This is a genomic window from Pantoea sp. SOD02 (assembly GCF_024707505.1).
GTDB lineage: Bacteria > Pseudomonadota > Gammaproteobacteria > Enterobacterales > Enterobacteriaceae > Pantoea > Pantoea symbiotica.
In genome coordinates this window covers 2,161,139-2,176,429 of the sequence record NZ_CP102604.1, presented here as the reverse complement: position 1 = coordinate 2,176,429, position 15,291 = coordinate 2,161,139, and the positions used below count along the sequence as shown (strand labels likewise).

The 15,291-nt window shown below is 55.8% G+C and carries 15 protein-coding genes; 8 read left to right on the top strand and 7 right to left on the bottom strand.

The window, feature by feature from the left end:
• The 3 genes from sapA to pspF all read right to left on the bottom strand — a co-directional run bounded on the left by sapA (window position 1) and on the right by pspF (window position 3,087).
• Entirely contained in the window at window positions 1-1,623 is a 1,623-nt protein-coding gene (gene sapA / locus NR302_RS10135) for an ABC transporter substrate-binding protein SapA (protein ID WP_258143397.1), read from the bottom strand.
• 152 nt (window positions 1,624-1,775) lie between these two features.
• On the bottom strand, window positions 1,776-1,952 hold the full coding sequence (locus NR302_RS10130) for a hypothetical protein (RefSeq protein WP_154156280.1): 177 nt from the start codon (window positions 1,950-1,952) through the stop codon (window positions 1,776-1,778).
• 136 nt (window positions 1,953-2,088) lie between these two features.
• Entirely contained in the window at window positions 2,089-3,087 is a 999-nt protein-coding gene (pspF, locus tag NR302_RS10125) for a phage shock protein operon transcriptional activator (protein WP_258143396.1), read from the bottom strand.
• Window positions 3,088-3,251: 164 nt separating this feature from the next.
• Between pspF and pspA the strand changes: the two genes are divergently transcribed.
• From pspA to tyrR, 7 genes are all read left to right on the top strand, one after another.
• Window positions 3,252-3,917 carry a phage shock protein PspA gene (pspA, locus tag NR302_RS10120; protein ID WP_258143395.1) on the top strand — a complete coding sequence of 222 codons (666 nt, stop codon included), beginning with the start codon at window positions 3,252-3,254 and terminating at the stop codon, window positions 3,915-3,917.
• A gap of 60 nt (window positions 3,918-3,977) precedes the next feature.
• Window positions 3,978-4,205, top strand: coding sequence for an envelope stress response membrane protein PspB (gene pspB, locus NR302_RS10115; RefSeq protein WP_007888081.1), 228 nt, complete (start codon window positions 3,978-3,980; stop codon window positions 4,203-4,205).
• Entirely contained in the window at window positions 4,202-4,549 is a 348-nt protein-coding gene (gene pspC / locus NR302_RS10110) for an envelope stress response membrane protein PspC (protein WP_008106469.1), read from the top strand. Before pspB ends, pspC begins: the two co-directional genes overlap by 4 nt.
• Window positions 4,550-4,596: 47 nt before the next feature.
• Window positions 4,597-4,845 (top strand): phage shock protein PspD, encoded by a 249-nt coding sequence (gene pspD, locus NR302_RS10105; RefSeq protein WP_007888070.1) that lies wholly within the window; start codon window positions 4,597-4,599, stop codon window positions 4,843-4,845.
• The gene (locus tag NR302_RS10100; protein WP_258143394.1) at window positions 4,826-6,223 is read left to right on the top strand and encodes a YcjX family protein; all 1,398 of its coding nucleotides are present in this window, start codon (window positions 4,826-4,828) and stop codon (window positions 6,221-6,223) included. The genes pspD and NR302_RS10100 overlap by 20 nt, the downstream gene beginning before the upstream one ends.
• Window positions 6,220-7,293, top strand: coding sequence for a YcjF family protein (locus tag NR302_RS10095; protein ID WP_258143393.1), 1,074 nt, complete (start codon window positions 6,220-6,222; stop codon window positions 7,291-7,293). Before NR302_RS10100 ends, NR302_RS10095 begins: the two co-directional genes overlap by 4 nt.
• Before the next feature lie 213 nt (window positions 7,294-7,506).
• Window positions 7,507-9,072: a transcriptional regulator TyrR gene (tyrR, locus tag NR302_RS10090; protein WP_008106462.1), complete on the top strand. Its 1,566-nt coding sequence runs from the start codon at window positions 7,507-7,509 to the stop codon at window positions 9,070-9,072.
• Between the two features lie 147 nt (window positions 9,073-9,219).
• Here the strand turns inward: tyrR and NR302_RS10085 are convergent, their stop codons facing one another.
• The 3 genes from NR302_RS10085 to tpx all read right to left on the bottom strand — a co-directional run bounded on the left by NR302_RS10085 (window position 9,220) and on the right by tpx (window position 13,423).
• Window positions 9,220-11,256, bottom strand: coding sequence for a glycoside hydrolase family 31 protein (locus NR302_RS10085; RefSeq protein ID WP_258143392.1), 2,037 nt, complete (start codon window positions 11,254-11,256; stop codon window positions 9,220-9,222).
• Window positions 11,253-12,632: a glycoside-pentoside-hexuronide (GPH):cation symporter gene (locus NR302_RS10080; protein ID WP_258143391.1), complete on the bottom strand. Its 1,380-nt coding sequence runs from the start codon at window positions 12,630-12,632 to the stop codon at window positions 11,253-11,255. The genes NR302_RS10085 and NR302_RS10080 overlap by 4 nt, the downstream gene beginning before the upstream one ends.
• A 287-nt stretch (window positions 12,633-12,919) precedes the next feature.
• Window positions 12,920-13,423 carry a thiol peroxidase gene (gene tpx, locus NR302_RS10075; protein WP_008106454.1) on the bottom strand — a complete coding sequence of 168 codons (504 nt, stop codon included), beginning with the start codon at window positions 13,421-13,423 and terminating at the stop codon, window positions 12,920-12,922.
• A 143-nt stretch (window positions 13,424-13,566) separates the two neighbouring features.
• Here tpx and ycjG point away from each other — a divergent pair, with 143 nt between their 5' ends.
• Complete coding sequence (ycjG, locus tag NR302_RS10070) at window positions 13,567-14,553, top strand: L-Ala-D/L-Glu epimerase (RefSeq protein ID WP_258143390.1); 987 nt, start codon at window positions 13,567-13,569, stop codon at window positions 14,551-14,553.
• Here ycjG and mpaA read toward each other — a convergent pair.
• Window positions 14,522-15,235, bottom strand: coding sequence for a murein tripeptide amidase MpaA (mpaA, locus tag NR302_RS10065; protein WP_154193546.1), 714 nt, complete (start codon window positions 15,233-15,235; stop codon window positions 14,522-14,524). The genes ycjG and mpaA overlap by 32 nt on opposite strands.
• Window positions 15,236-15,291 lie beyond the last annotated feature (56 nt).

Here is a 15,291-nt window from a genome sequence, read left to right as displayed (position 1 = left end):
TTACTCCTCGCTGCTCTCATCGCGGTAAACGCCGGCGAAAGAGGCGTTACCAAACGGGCTTAACACCAAACCTTTGATGTCATGCCGATAGGCTTGCAAACGCAGCGACGAGGCCAGAGGCAGCACCGGCAGCTCTTGCGCCAAAATCTGCTGCGCCTTGTCGTAGCTATCAATGCGTGCCGACAGCTGCTGGGACAACAGCGCGTGCTGCAATGCCTCATCAAAGGCGGGCGAGCACCAGTGTGCGTAGTTGGTCTGCGAACGGATCGCCGCGCAGCTTAATAGTGGGCGAAAGAAACTGTCGGGATCGTTACTGTCGGTTGCCCAGCCGGTAAGCGTGAGATCGTGATTCATCTCCATCAACTGCGCTTCCTGGAAACGACCTTCCACCGGCGCGATGGTGACGCGCACGCCAATCTGCGCCAAATCCGCTTGCAGCAGTTCGGCGGTTTTCAGCGGGCTGGGATTCCACGACTGCGAGGAAGAGGGCACAACCAGACGTAAATGCAGATCTTCCAGCCCCAGCGCTTTCAACTCTTCACGCGCTTTGGCCGGATTGTATTCGGTGACGCGCGCATCGTTGTCATAAGCCCAGGACGCACGCGGCAAAATCGAGGCGGCAGTTTCGGCGGTGCCGTAATAGATCGATTCCATCAGGCGTTCGTTATTGATCGCTAGCGCCAGCGCGTGGCGCACTTCCGGGCGATCGAGCGGCGGCTTGCGGGTATTGAACGCCAGATACGCGATGTTCATACCAGGACGCAGCGTCATGCGCAGACGCGGATCGTCGCGCAAAATGCTCAGCTGGCTGGCGGCGGGATAGGCCAGTACATCGCATTCGCCGGTCAGCAGTTTGGACAGACGTCCGGTGCCGCCGACGCCCAAATCAATCACCACCTGCTGCAGACGCGGCACGCCTTTCCAGTACTGTGGATTACGCGCCAGGCGCAGATATTGTCCGGTGCGGTATTCGCTCAGTTGGAACGGGCCGGTGCCGACCGGTTCGCGATCCAGCTGTTCCTGCTGGCCTTTGGCGCTGAGATTATTGGCGTACTCCTGCGACAAAATCGGCGCGTAATGCGTCGCGATGTGCCACAGGAATGAGGCGTCCGGGCTGTTGAGGCGGATTTCAACCGTATCGCTATCGAGCTTTTTCACGCTCTGCACTGAATCGGCAAACTGCAGGCTATCAAAATAGGGATAGCTGCCGCCGTTAACGTTATGCCACGGATGCTTGCGATCAAACATACGCGCAAAGCTGAACACCACATCATCGGCGTTCATTTTACGCGTCGGTTTAAACCAGTTGGTGCGCTGGAAGGCGACATCTTTGCGCAGGTGGAAACGGTAGGTTGCGCCGTTATCCCGCACTTCCCAGCTCTGGGCGAGGTCGGGAATCAGTCGATAAGTATAAGGATCCACGTCCAGCAGCCGGTCATACAGCTGCGCCGCCAGCGTATCGACGACTAAGCCGCTGCTGACCATTTGTGGGTTGAAGGTATTAACCGTGCCGTTAACGCAATAGACAAAGCCGCTGTTGCGGATGTTGTCCGTTGGCGCGGCCCACGCTGACGCGCTCATCATGCTGAGACCAAGCAGCAGAGAGGGGAATAATTTTGGCATAGAACTCAACGATTCTGAGGCAATAGCGTGAGTGTATCTTAAACGTCACGTACTCCCCAAATTCGCGACACTTCTGCTGTGTTTTTCGCCAAAGTGGCGATGGGGTAATCACAATCTCTGTGTGGAAATGAGAAATATTCTCAATTAGGGGTTTACAGATGATAATAAGAATGATTATTATTCTTCTGCGCTTCGACGGTGGCTCTACCGAAGAAGAGCACGACATTGCTCACATTGCTTCCAGTATTAGTTGCCCGCGTCTCGCGGGCTTTTTTTTGTGTGACGTTTTTCCCGTCATCTTTTACGCCGCTGCTGCGTTGGCTGCGCACGCTAACCCCGGTCACATACTGATGTATGCTCCCGGGGATTATCGCACTTGCCGCCTTGCATCCGCGCAAAAGCTTTTGGGAAAAGCGCCACACACCTGTGCGATAAAACGTAGGGGCGCCATTTATGGCGACCTGGCTAATCCTCGTCGCGGGCCTGAATCCCGTGCTTCTTCATCATGGCCCGCAACTGATGATACGTCACACGCAACAACTCGGCGGCGCGGCGCTGGTTGTATTTGGCCTGCTGCAAACTCGCTTCTACCAACTCGCGCTCCTGCTGATTTTGCCACTGACGTAAATCCAGCGGCAGGGAAGGCAAAGCAGATGAGGCCGGTTCGGCTGTGACGTTGGCTGGCGGCGTGCGTGGTGCAAACGGGTTAATGATGATGTTATCCAGCTCGTCGTCGGCGCTGTGGTGGCGATAGACCGAACGCTCGACAACGTTCTTTAGCTCGCGCACGTTGCCGGGCCAGCTGTGATTCAGTAGCGTCAGTTGGGCGCGATCGCTGAAGCCTGGGAACAGCGGCAAGCCCAGCTCACGGCACATCTGAATCGCGAAATGGTTGGCCATCACCAGGATGTCACTGCGGCGTTCACGCAACGGCGGCAGCTGCACCACATCAAAGGCGAGGCGATCGAGCAGGTCGGCGCGGAATTTTCCGGCGGCGGCAAGCGCGGGCAGATCTTCGTTGGTGGCGCAAACCAGCCGCACATTGACCTGCAAAGATTGATTGCCGCCCACGCGCTCCAGCTGGCCATATTCAATCACGCGCAGCAATTTCTCCTGCACCAGCATCGGTGCGGTGGCGAGTTCATCGAGAAACAGCGTGCCGCCATCGGCGCGTTCGAAGCGTCCCAGATGGCGTTTTTGCGCCCCGGTAAAAGCGCCGGCTTCATGGCCGAACAGTTCGGAATCGAGCAGGTTTTCATTCAGCGCGGCGCAGTTCAGCGAAACAAACGGACCTTCCCAACGGTTCGACAGATAATGCAGGCGGCTGGCGATCAGCTCTTTCCCTGTCCCGCGTTCGCCAATCACCAGCACCGGTTTTTCCAGCGGTGCCAGGCGCGAAACCTGTTCCAGTACTTCCAGAAAGTTATTCGATTCACCTAAAAGGTTGTCAGAACTATTCGACATGATGAAATTCGCCACTGATTAATCAATTTCACTACCTTAAGGGATGTTCCGGCGGATGTAAAATAAACAAATGGCATAAAATCAATGAATTAAAAGTTGGCACGCAAATTGTATTAGTGATGAGCGCCTCGCGCACCTACACACAAAATTTGAGGAACATCATTATGGGTATTTTTTCTCGTTTCGCCGACATCGTGAACGCTAACATCAACTCTCTGCTGGAGCGCGCCGAAGATCCGCAGAAACTGGTACGCCTGATGATTCAGGAAATGGAAGACACGCTGGTAGAAGTCCGTTCAACCTCAGCCCGTGCGCTGGCAGAAAAGAAACAGCTGCTGCGCCGCAGCGAGCAGGCTGAAATTCAGCAGGCCGAATGGCAGGAGAAAGCGGAGCTGGCGATCAACAAAGGTAAAGAAGATCTGGCGCGTGCTGCTTTAATTGAGAAGCAGAAGCTGACCGATTTGATTGCAGCACTGCATCAGGAATCTACCCAGGTTGAAGAGACGCTGGACCGCATGAAAGGTGAGATTGGTGAGCTGGAGAAAAAACTCACTGAAACCCGTGCACGTCAGCAAGCGTTAACGCTGCGTCATCAGGCGGCATCGTCATCACGTGATGTGCGTCGTCAGCTCGATAGCGGCAAGATTGATGATGCGATGGCACGTTTCGAATCCTTTGAACGTCGCATTGATCACATGGAAGCAGAAGCAGAAAGCCAGCGTTTTGGTAAGCCAAAAGGTCTGGATCAGGAGTTCGCCGAGCTGAAAGCCGATGATGAAATCAGCCAGCAGCTGGCCGCGCTGAAAGCCAAAATGAATCGCCCTGAGTGATCGCCACGGGCCTGATTGTGGGCCCGAGTTAAAAATGGTGTTAGTGATTAAGGAGAGTCAATGAGCGCACTTTTTTTAGCCATACCCTTAACGATTTTCGTGCTGTTTGTCGCACCAATCTGGTTATGGCTGCATTACAGCAACAAACGCAACGGCGGCGCCGATTTATCGTCGAGTGACCTGCAGCGTTTGCAACAAATTACTCAGGATGCGCGCCGCATGCGTGAACGTGTGGAAGCGCTGGAAGCCATTTTGGATGCCGAACATCCAAACTGGAGGCAACCATGATGAATGGCCGTAAACTGTGGCGCATTCCGCAGCAAGGCAAAGTGCGCGGCGTCTGCGCGGGTATTGCGGAATATCTCGATATCCCGGTGCGCTTACTGCGTGTGATTGTGGTGCTGTCGCTGTTCCTTGGGCTGTTTATGTTCACCATCGTCGCCTATTTTATTCTGGGCTTTGTGCTGGACGAGAAACCCGTTGATGCTTCATCTGAACGGGCACCCAGCGCACGTGAACTGCTCGACGAGCTGGAAACAACGCTGCAAAGCGATGAGCGCAAGGTGCGCGAGGTGGAACGTTACGTGACCTCTGAAACGTTCAGCGTACGCAGCCGCTTCCGCCAGATCTAAATTCCCGGGCTTTCGGGCCCACTTCTTCTATTGTGATAAGAGGCTCTATGCAAACTCAACGTTTTACTGCTCTGCGCCGTCGCGCGACACCTGCGTTGATGTCGGCGGGGAAATTTATCATTATTAGCGCAGTAACTTACGGGCCCGGCGGGATCGCTGGCTGGGCAGTGAAATCGGTGGCGCGCCGTCCGCTGCGCCTGTTGCTGGCGGCCGCCCTGGAACCGTTGCTGAGCAAAGCGTTTAAACGCTTATCGGCACGATTCATCAGGGAGAACGATGAAAAGACTGCAAAATGAATTTGTGGCGTTGATGAACCGCGGTGTTGACCGCCATCTACGCTTGGCTGTAACCGGTTTGAGCCGCAGCGGCAAAACCGCGTTTATCACTTCGCTGGTTAACCAGCTTCTTAATGTCCACAGCGGCGCACGTTTGCCGCTGTTTTCCGTGGTGCGCGAAGATCGCCTGCTGGGCGTCAAGCGCGTACCGCAGCGCGAACTCGGCACGCCGCGTTTCACCTACGATGAAGGTCTGGCGCAGCTGTACGGCACGCCGCCGATGTGGCCGACGCCCACGCGTGGCGTAAGCGAAATGCGCCTGGCGCTGCGCTATCGTCCGGATGAATCGTTGCTGCGCCATTTCAAAGATACCGCCACGCTTTACCTCGAAATCGTCGATTATCCCGGCGAATGGCTGTTGGATCTGCCGATGCTGGCGCAGGATTATCTTAGCTGGTCACGCCAGATGGTGGGCTTGTTGCAGGGCGATCGCGCCGAATGGTCAGCACATTGGCGCAGCTTGTGCGCCGATCTCGATCCTTTTGCGCTCGCAGATGAAAATCGTCTGGCAGCGATTGCCGCAGCCTGGACCGATTACCTGCACCAATGCAAAAGCGAAGGTTTGCACTTCATCCAGCCGGGCCGCTTTGTGTTGCCTGGCGATATGGCCGGCGCGCCGGCGCTGCAGTTCTTCCCGTGGCCGCAGGTCGATGAGATGCAGGTTAGCAAGCTGGCTCAAGCGCCAGCGGGCAGTAACTTCGCCATGCTGCAGCAGCGTTTCAACTATTACTGCCAGCACGTGGTGAAAGGATTCTACAAAAATCATTTCCTGCGCTTCGATCGCCAAATCGTGTTGGTCGATTGTCTGCAACCACTGAACAGCGGGCCGCAAGCGTTCAACGATATGCGCCTCGCGTTGACGCAACTGATGCAGAGTTTCCATTACGGTCAGCGCACGCTGTTCCGCCGCCTGTTTTCTCCGGTCATCGATAAACTGCTGTTTGCCGCCACTAAGGCCGATCATGTGACTTCAGATCAGCATGCCAATATGGTGTCGCTGTTGCAGCAGTTGGTACAGGACGCGTGGCAGAACGCGGCGTTCGAAGGCATCAACATGGATTGCCTCGGTTTGGCCTCGGTGCAGGCAACGGAAAGTGGGCTGGTTGATCATCGCGGCGAGAAGTTACCGGCGTTGCGTGGTCATCGTTTAGCCGATAATGAAGCGCTGACGTTCTATCCCGGCGAAGTGCCGCCGCGCTTGCCAGGCCACAATTTCTGGCAACAGCAGGGATTTCAGTTTGAACAGTTCCGGCCGCAGCAGTTGGATGTCGATCGTCCACTGCCGCATATTCGGATGGATGCCGCACTGGAATTTTTACTGGGAGATAAATTGCGATGAGCGATGAAACACCTTTAAAAGGACGCATTGATTTCGCCCGTCCGCTGACAGTTGAAGCGGAAAAACCACTGCGCGCCGCCCAAACCTTTAGCGCGGATAGCGAGAAGGCCTTTCTCGCCACGGCAGAAGCCGAGCCGCTGGAAGAGGGCGAAGGCGAAAAAGTGGTGGAAGCTGCGCTGCGGCCAAAACGCAGCCTGTGGCGCAAAATGGTGGGCGTTGGCCTGGCTATTTTCGGCGTCAGCGTGGTGGCGCAGGGCGCGCAGACACTGCACGATGCGTGGATGGTGCGCGATTGGTTTACCCTCGGCACTGGCGTGGCCGGCACATTGATTGTCGCTGCGGGTGCAGGCGCGCTGATTGGCGAATGGCGGCGTTTATATCGTCTGCGTCAGCGAGCTGAAGAGCGCGATACTGGCCGCGAACTGCTGCACAGTCACGGCGTGGGCAAAGGTCGCGCGTTCTGTGAAAAGCTGGCGCAGCAGGCTCAGCTCGATCAGGCGCATCCTGCACTGCAGCGCTGGCATGCGGCGCTGCATGAAACTCACAACGATCGTGAAATCGTCACCTTGTATGCCCAACTGGTGCAGCCGGTGCTGGATCGTCAGGCACGCCGTGAAATCAGCCGTCACGCCGCCGAATCAACGCTGATGATCGCCGTCAGTCCGCTGGCTTTGGTGGACATGGCGTTTATCGCCTGGCGCAATCTGCGGCTGGTGAATCGCATCGCAGCGATTTATGGCATTGAGCTGGGCTACTTTAGCCGCATCCGCTTGTTCCGTTTAGTGCTCCTTAACATGGCGTTTGCCGGCGCTTCCGAACTGGTGCGTGAAGTCGGGATGGATTGGATGTCGCAGGATCTCGCCGCGCGCCTGTCAACTCGCGCCGCGCAAGGGATCGGTGCTGGTTTGCTCACCGCGCGTCTCGGCATTAAAGCGATGGAATTGTGTCGTCCATTGCCGTGGCTGGAAGATGACAAACCGCGTCTCGGTGATTTCCGTCGCGAGTTAATTGGTCAGCTGAAAGAATCCCTGGTAAAAAGTGGGGATAAAGCAGGGCAGGCTGCTAAATAATCAGCACTTGCTTACCTTTCACGCTGCAACTGGCGTGAAAGGTAAAATTATCTGTGTTACCACGCACATTCGGCGGGATTTTTGTTGGTCGCTCCGCTACACTTCCCTCTATCACCTGCCTCTGGCTGTCAACTTTTCCTGACAGGCCTCTTCTGAGGCGCTGCAAGTTAGCGTATTATCACTAAAATCAAAACCTGACTAAGGCTCATCGCAATGCGTTTGGAAGTTTTCTGCCAGGACCGAATCGGTCTGGCGCGCGAGTTGCTCGACCTGCTGGTTGCCCGCAATATCGACCTGCGCGGCATCGAAATTGCGCCACTCGGTCGCATTTATCTCAATTTTACCGCGCTGGAGTTTGAACCCTTCAGCAATCTGATGGCGGAAATTCGCCGTACACCTGGCGTGACAGATGTGCGTACCGTTTCGTTTATGCCCTCCGAACGCGAGCATCGCGCATTGAGTGCGCTGCTGGTGGCGATGCCGGAACCGGTATTATCCATCGATCTGAAATGCAAGGTCGAGTTGGCCAATCCGGCAGCACAAAATCTGTTTACCCTTGATGAACAGAAGCTGCGCAACCAAAACGTTGGCACCTTAATCACCGGCTTTAATTTCCAGCGTTGGCTGGAGAATGAACGTGTTGACGCGCAGGCGCAGCATGTGGTGATTCAGGGGCGCGATTTCCTGATGGAAGCGCGACCGATTTATCTGGCTGAAGAAGAGGGCCAGAGCGATCTGCCTGTTGGCGCAATGATCACTCTGAAATCGACGGCGCGTATGGGCCGACAGCTGCAGAATCTCACCGTCACCGATGAATCAGAGTTCGATCACATCGTGGCGGTTACGCCAAAAATGCGTCAGGTGATCGATCAGGCGCGCAAGCTGGCGATGCACGATGCGCCGCTGTTGATTGTGGGCGATACCGGCACCGGCAAAGATATGCTGGCGCGCGCCTGTCATTTACGCAGCGCACGCGGTAAAAAACCGTTCCTGGCGCTGAACTGTGCCTCATTGCCGGATGATGTGGCCGAGAGCGAGCTATTTGGGCACGCCGCCGGTGCTTATCCCAATGCGCTGGAAGGCAAAAAAGGCTTCTTCGAGCAGGCTAACGGCGGCTCGGTATTGCTGGATGAGATTGGCGAAATGTCGCCACGCATGCAGACCAAACTGCTGCGTTTTCTCAACGACGGCACGTTCCGCCGCGTGGGCGAAGAGCATGAAGTGCACGTTGATGTACGCGTGATTTGCGCCACGCAGAAGAATTTAATTGAGCTGGTGCAGCGTGGTGAGTTCCGTGAAGACCTGTTTTATCGCCTGAATGTGCTAACGCTCAATCTGCCGCCGCTGCGTGAACGTCCGCTGGATATTCTGCCGCTGACCGAAATGTTTGTCGCCCGTTTCGCCGACGAACAAGGCTTGCCGCGTCCGCGTCTTTCATCGCAGCTGACGCCGTTTCTGACGCGCTACAACTGGCCGGGCAACGTGCGCCAGCTGAAGAATGCGCTGTACCGTGCGCTGACGCAGCTGGAAGGTTATGAGCTGGGACCACAAGATATTGTGTTGCCAGAGCAGGCGCTGGATGTGTCATTGGGCGAAGAGGCGATGGAAGGTTCGCTGGATGATATTACTAGCCGCTTCGAACGTTCAGTGCTGACGCGTCTTTATCTCTCTTATCCCAGCACGCGTAAACTGGCGAAACGCCTCGGCGTCTCGCATACCGCCATTGCCAATAAGCTGCGTGAATATGGGTTAGGGCAGAAGCGTAACGAGAGCGAGTAATAAGGCGCGTACATCCCGTAACGTCGTTCCGCCCGTAGGGTCGCCATTTATGGCGACCTGGCCCGCAAACGTGCATCAACCTTGGCAAGCGGATATCTTTGTCATTGGTCGCCATGAATGGCGACCCTACGTTTATTTAGCTGGGTTTTAGTCGGGTGCGCGAATATCTACCTGACTTCCTTCCCTCATAAACACCGGAATCTCACTCAATGGCGCGGCGACGCTAATGCGTTGTCCGCCTTGATAGCACTCGCCGTTACGCGCAATCCATTGCTCACCAGCAGGTAACCACACTTCACGTTCACGCTGCCCGGCGTGCAGCACCGGCGCTACCAGCAGGTCACGGCCCAGCAGATACTGATCTTCCACTTGCCAGCTCTCTGGCTGCTGCGGGTAGTGATAGAACAGCGGGCGCATCACTGGATCGCCGAGCTCATGCGCTTCGCGCATCAGGCCATCAATATAGGGGCGAATCTGCTCACGTTGCAGCAGGCAACTTTTCATCAGCGCGTAATTCCCCTCACCGTAGCTCCAAACCTCGTTTGGTGAGCCGCTGTTACACTGCGCAATACCATCACGCCAGGATTCTTCAGGTGCAATCTGTGGCTCGCGGTAACCATGCAAACGCATCACCGGACAGAACACCGCCCACTGGAACCAACGGATCAACAGTTCATGAAACGCCAGGTCGTGAATGTTCCCACCCTGAAAGCCGCCGATGTCGGTGGTCCACCACGGAATTCCCGCCATTGCCATATTCAGCCCGGCTGTGAACTGATTACGTAAGGCATGGAACGAGGAGTGAACGTCGCCCGACCAGGCAAGCACGCCATAACGCTGGCTGCCCGCCCAGGCACAGCGCACCAGATTGACGATCTCGCTCTCGCCTTGTTGTTGCAGACCTTCATAAAATCCGCGGGCAAACAGCTGCGGATAGATATTGCCTACTTCCTGAACCGGACCGAGATGATAGCGGTAGTTATCAAAATCGTACGCGCGATATTCCGGTTCCGCTTCATCGAGCCAGAAGGTGCGGATGCCGTGGTCATAATAGTTGCGCTTAACTTCCTGCCAGACGAACTCGCGTGCGGCGGGATGCGTGGCGTCAAAAAAGGTGGTGTTGCCCATGAAATCGAGGTTCACGGATACGCCGCGTTCGCTGTTGACCAGCAAGCCTTTGGATTTCATCAGACGATAGTTATCACTGCGGCTATCCACCGTGGGCCACACTGAAACCATAGTTTCGATGCCCATCTCTTTCAGCTCCTGCACCATGGCTCGCGGATCCGGCCAGTCGCGCGCATCGAAACACCAGGTTCCCTGATTTGGCCAGTGGAAAAAGTCGATGACAATCACCGAGAGCGGCAGCTGCAGACGGCGATATTCGCGCGCCACCTCCAGCACTTCCTGCTGAGTGCGATAGCGCAGTTTGCATTGCCAGAAGCCGGTTGCAAAGCTGGGCATCATCGGTGCTGTGCCGGTGGCGCGGCCATACTGACGCACGATCTCAGCTGGTGTATCACCTGCGGTTATCCAGTAATCCATCTGATCGGTTACTTCGGCTTGCCAGCGCGTGCCGTTTTTACCAAAAGTCACTTCGCCGATGGCCGGGTTATGCCACAGCAAGCCGTAGCCGAGGTTGGATACCATAAACGGCACGCTGGCCTGCGAGTTGCGCTGTGCCAATTCCAGCGTGCAGCCTTTTAGATCGAGGCAATCCTGCTGATACTGGCCCATGCCATAAATTTTCTCCTCCGCACGCGCTTCAAAGCGCACGCTGAGCTGATATTTCCCTCCCGGAATCGGTCGAAAGGCGCGCGCATCCAGCTTAAGGGCGCTGATGTATTTGTCCTGACTCTTTTCGCTGGCGCCGATGCCCACGGTGCTGCGCTGACGCCAGAACTCCTCCAGCAGCAGTTCTCCATGTTGATTGTAAAAAGCCAGCTGGCCGCGGATGTTCAATGTAGCGGTGATATTGCCGTTACGCAGGCTAAGAGATTCATGCTCGCGCTGGATCTCCACCTCGCAAGCTGCAGGCGATAACAACGCCCAGTCATGATCGATCAGTTCAGGCTGACAGGTGGCTCGTACTCGCAGGCTATGCGCGCCCCAAGGCTCGATAACCAGCGTCTGACGGTCAAATGTCCAGATAATACGCTGGGATTCGGCGCGTAATTCACTCATGACAACTCCTGTGGTTGTAGAAGGGTGGAAGCCGTTGCAGTCGGTTGGGCTGACACTTTGTTCTGATTGATGGTGCGCATGGTGGCATCGTTAAGTTTGTAGCCGCGCATCGCCAGCGCGCTCAACAGCGACAGCAGACCCGGAACCACTGAAAACAGCGCGACGATGGCCATCATCGCGGCGGGTTGCTGATGCGGTGCCTGAGCAACGTAACCGCTCAGACCCAGCGTCCAGCCAACAATCGCGCCGCTGATCGCCATGCCCATTTTCAATACGGCGAGCAGCGTGGAGAAGACGGTGCCATCGAGGCGCTTGCCCTGACGATATTCACCGTAATCCACCACATCGGCCATCATCACCCACATCAGCGTGGTGGTGACCTGATAGAAGCTGGAAACGATGAACGTCATGCCGACTAACAGCGCCAGCGATCCCGGCAGGAACACGATGCTGATACTCAACACGCCAGCTGTGATGGCGCTGAGGGTAAAAGCGGTGATTTTGTTTAGGCGGCGCGTCAGCAGCTTTGCCAGCACGCTACCGACGCTTTTGCCGACGATATGCGCGGCCAGCAGCCACATGAAGAGACTGGCGTTACCGAGAAAATAGGTGACGTAGTACATCATCGCGCCGAGTCTAACCACGCCGAACGAGATATTGCAGAACACCAGTAATGCAACCACGCGCCACTGATCGTTACGCAGCAAATCGCGTAAATCGGCGAGAAAGTTGCCGTGGTTAGCGGGCGCATTGATACGTTCGCGGGTGTTGAGGAAGCAGATAAAGAACAGCAATGTTGCCAGCGTCGCCATAATCGACATCGCCGCGAAGTAACCGTCCAGTTTGTTACCGCCGCCCAGCCAGGTGGCGAGCGGGATCATCAGGAAAGTGGACATCGCGCCACCTAGCGTAGCCAGGAAGAAACGCCATGATTGCAGGGAGATGCGCTGATTATCATCGGCGGTGATAATCGCCCCCATCGAGCAGTAAGGAATATTGATAGCGGTGTACATCAGCATCATCAGGCTGTAGGTCACGGCGGCGTAAATCATTTTTCCGGTGAGCGACAGGCTTTCCGGCACCGCATAAATCAGCATACAACTGACGCCGAACGGTACTGCCAGCATCAATAACCAGGGACGAAATTTGCCCCAACGTGAACGGGTTCGGTCAGCCACCATCCCCATTGCTGGATCGATCACCGCATCGGCAACGCGCGCCAGTAAAAACAGCGTGCCGACAAAGATCGCGGGCAGGCCCACCACATCGGTGTAATAAAAGGTGAGAAAAATAATGACGTTATCGATGGCGATATGGCTGGCCATATCACCAAGGCCGTAACTGATTTTTTCTTTAATGGATAAGCTTGCTTGCATAGAGATTCCCGCCTGTCTTTGAATCGCTTAAGGGCAATTGACGGTTAGTTATAGGTAGCGAAGCGGATGGGAACAATTGCGGGATCTGTTACGGGTTTTATGTTTTTTGATTAATGTGATACGGGTAACAAGAATCACAGCAAAAATGCAACAAGGCAGGAAGAAGTGCTACGTATCACGATAAATCAACGGGTTAAAAAGGGAACTGAGTTGAAGGCGGGCATAAAAAAAGCACCGAAGAATTAACCATTCGGTGCTTTCTGTTTCGCCTAAAAAGCGAGCAAAAATTACTTCAGCGCAGCTAGCGCCGCATCGTAGTTTGGCTCTTCGGTGATTTCATTCACCAGCTCGCTGTAAATCACTTTATCGTTTTCATCCAGCACCACCACGGCACGCGCGGTCAGGCCTTTCAGCGGGCCATCCGCAATCGCCACGCCATAGTTTTCTTTGAACTCAGCGCCACGCAGTGAGGAGAGCGTGATCACGTTGCTGACGTTCTCTGCGCCACAGAAGCGTGATTGAGCGAAAGGCAGGTCGGAAGAGATGCACAGCACGACCGTGTTGTCCGCTTCACCTGAGCGCTCATTAAACTTACGCACCGATGCCGCACACACGCCAGTATCAATACTTGGGAAAATGTTCAGAACTTTGCGTTTGCCTGCATAATTAGCCAGGGATACGTCAGCAAGATCTTTGGCGACCAGGCTGAAAGGTTTAGCTTGCTCGCCAACTTGTGGGAACTGGCCTGCAACCGGCACCGGATTGCCCTGAAAGTGAACAGTCTGAGACATGTGATTTCCTTTTTTTAACGATGAAATATCTGACTTTTAAGATATAGCGTGTGTTTATGACATAATTTTTAAGGGTTTACGAGCGCATTTCCTGGCGATAATCGAGCCGGCTCGCATTTAAGCGACGGATTTAAGGAGAAATAATGAGAACAGTGAAGAGTTATCCGGAAGCCTGGCCGTTACATTCGCCGTTTGTTATTTCACGCGGCAGCCGCACTGAGGCGCATGTTGTGGTGGTAGAGATCGAGCAGGATGGCGTTAAAGGCGTCGGGGAAGCCACGCCGTACGCGCGCTACGGTGAAAGCGAGGAATCGGTGCTCAAGCAGATCGCTTCTCAGCTGAGTGCGTTGCAAAGCGGGATGACGCGTGAAGCGCTGCAACAGGCGTTACCGGCGGGCGCGGCACGTAACGCCATCGACTGCGCACTGTGGGATCTGGCGCGACAGCAGCAGGGCAAAAGTCTGGTGCAATTGTGCGCTGTGCCACTGGCCGACGAGATTGTCACCGCGCACACCATCAGCATCGATACGCCAGATGCGATGGCCAGTAGCGCGCAGGCGTTGTGGCAGCATGGCGCGCGTTTATTGAAGATCAAAATGGACGATCACCTGATCAGCGAACGTTTGGTGGCGATACGCAGCGCGGTACCGGATGCCACCTTGATTGTTGATGCCAACGAATCCTGGCATGCCGAAGGCCTGGCGGCGCGCTGTCAGCTACTGGCCGATCTCAATGTCGCCATGCTTGAACAGCCGCTGCCTGCCGCAGAAGACAGCGCGCTGGGCAATTTTATTCATCCGCTGCCGATCTGCGCCGATGAAAGCTGTCACACGCGTGAAAGCCTGCCGCAGCTGAAAGGGCGTTATGAGATGGTGAATATCAAGCTGGATAAAACCGGGGGACTAACCGAAGCGCTGGCGCTCGCAGAGGCGGCGCAGCAACAGGGATTCGCCATTATGCTCGGCTGCATGCTCTGCACCTCGCGGGCGATTCGTGCGGCATTACCGCTGACGGCGCAGGCGACGTTCGCGGATCTCGACGGTCCAACCTGGCTTGCGGCCGATGTTGAACCGTCGCTGCATTTCTCTCACGGTGTACTCAAGCCGCGGGCTGCCAGCGCAGCAGATTGATCATCGCTTCCAGATAGACTTCGGTGGCTTCGTCGACTGAAATCGGCGGCATCTCGGCGGTAATACATAACAGGCCGAGATCGTCGCACCAGCTGCCAAACGAACCCGGCGTGGCATAACCCACGCTGCTCACCACCGGCAGCGCGGTTTGCTGCGCCAGCCACTGCGCTAAATCGCTGTGGTGCGGATCGTCAATACAGGCCAGCGGTTCATGCCACGAAACCACCCAGCGCGGTTTGATCTGATGAATCAGCTGGCACAGCGCGCGGGTTTCCGGTTCGGAAGAGGGACCTGATCCGGTTGAAAGCACCACATCACGTTCATCCGCTTCGCTGTTCCAGCGATACACCGTGTCGCCATTCTGCCAGTTAGCGGCGGGGAAATTACGGTTGAGATCGACGCCGTTGGCGTTGGCGCGCAGCCCCAACTGACAACCATCGGGATTGACGGCCAGAACAACGTGATGACGCCGCAGCGCCTCCGGCAAGGTGCGCATCGCACCGGATAAAGTGGCAATCGCGGCATTCTCATCGCCGTGCGTGCCAGCAATAATCAGCCCGCTTTCGGCATCGGCGGCGGGTGCCGGAAACCACAGCAGCGGCGCGCCCAGCACCGATTGCCCGTATTGTTGCCAGACAGCGTCGAGCTTGCCGCGCAGCGGACGTGGATGGTATGACGACATGACGTTCCTCTCTGAAATGCTTCCAACACCGCCAAAAACCTTCTGGCGCTTAAGGT

Bases quoted from the DNA above. Each gene is read 5' to 3' on its own strand.
- mpaA (WP_154193546.1), bottom strand. From the start codon at position 15,235: ATGTCGTCATACCATCCACGTCCGCTGCGCGGCAAGCTCGACGCTGTC.
- pspD (WP_007888070.1), top strand. From the start codon at position 4,597: ATGCAAACTCAACGTTTTACTGCTCTGCGCCGTCGCGCGACACCTGCG.
- NR302_RS10080 (WP_258143391.1), bottom strand. From the start codon at position 12,632: ATGCAAGCAAGCTTATCCATTAAAGAAAAAATCAGTTACGGCCTTGGT.
- NR302_RS10100 (WP_258143394.1), top strand. From the start codon at position 4,826: ATGAAAAGACTGCAAAATGAATTTGTGGCGTTGATGAACCGCGGTGTT.
- sapA (WP_258143397.1), bottom strand. From the start codon at position 1,623: ATGCCAAAATTATTCCCCTCTCTGCTGCTTGGTCTCAGCATGATGAGC.
- pspC (WP_008106469.1), top strand. From the start codon at position 4,202: ATGATGAATGGCCGTAAACTGTGGCGCATTCCGCAGCAAGGCAAAGTG.
- NR302_RS10095 (WP_258143393.1), top strand. From the start codon at position 6,220: ATGAGCGATGAAACACCTTTAAAAGGACGCATTGATTTCGCCCGTCCG.
- pspF (WP_258143396.1), bottom strand. From the start codon at position 3,087: ATGTCGAATAGTTCTGACAACCTTTTAGGTGAATCGAATAACTTTCTG.
- ycjG (WP_258143390.1), top strand. From the start codon at position 13,567: ATGAGAACAGTGAAGAGTTATCCGGAAGCCTGGCCGTTACATTCGCCG.
- tyrR (WP_008106462.1), top strand. From the start codon at position 7,507: ATGCGTTTGGAAGTTTTCTGCCAGGACCGAATCGGTCTGGCGCGCGAG.
- tpx (WP_008106454.1), bottom strand. From the start codon at position 13,423: ATGTCTCAGACTGTTCACTTTCAGGGCAATCCGGTGCCGGTTGCAGGC.
- pspA (WP_258143395.1), top strand. From the start codon at position 3,252: ATGGGTATTTTTTCTCGTTTCGCCGACATCGTGAACGCTAACATCAAC.
- pspB (WP_007888081.1), top strand. From the start codon at position 3,978: ATGAGCGCACTTTTTTTAGCCATACCCTTAACGATTTTCGTGCTGTTT.
- NR302_RS10085 (WP_258143392.1), bottom strand. From the start codon at position 11,256: ATGAGTGAATTACGCGCCGAATCCCAGCGTATTATCTGGACATTTGAC.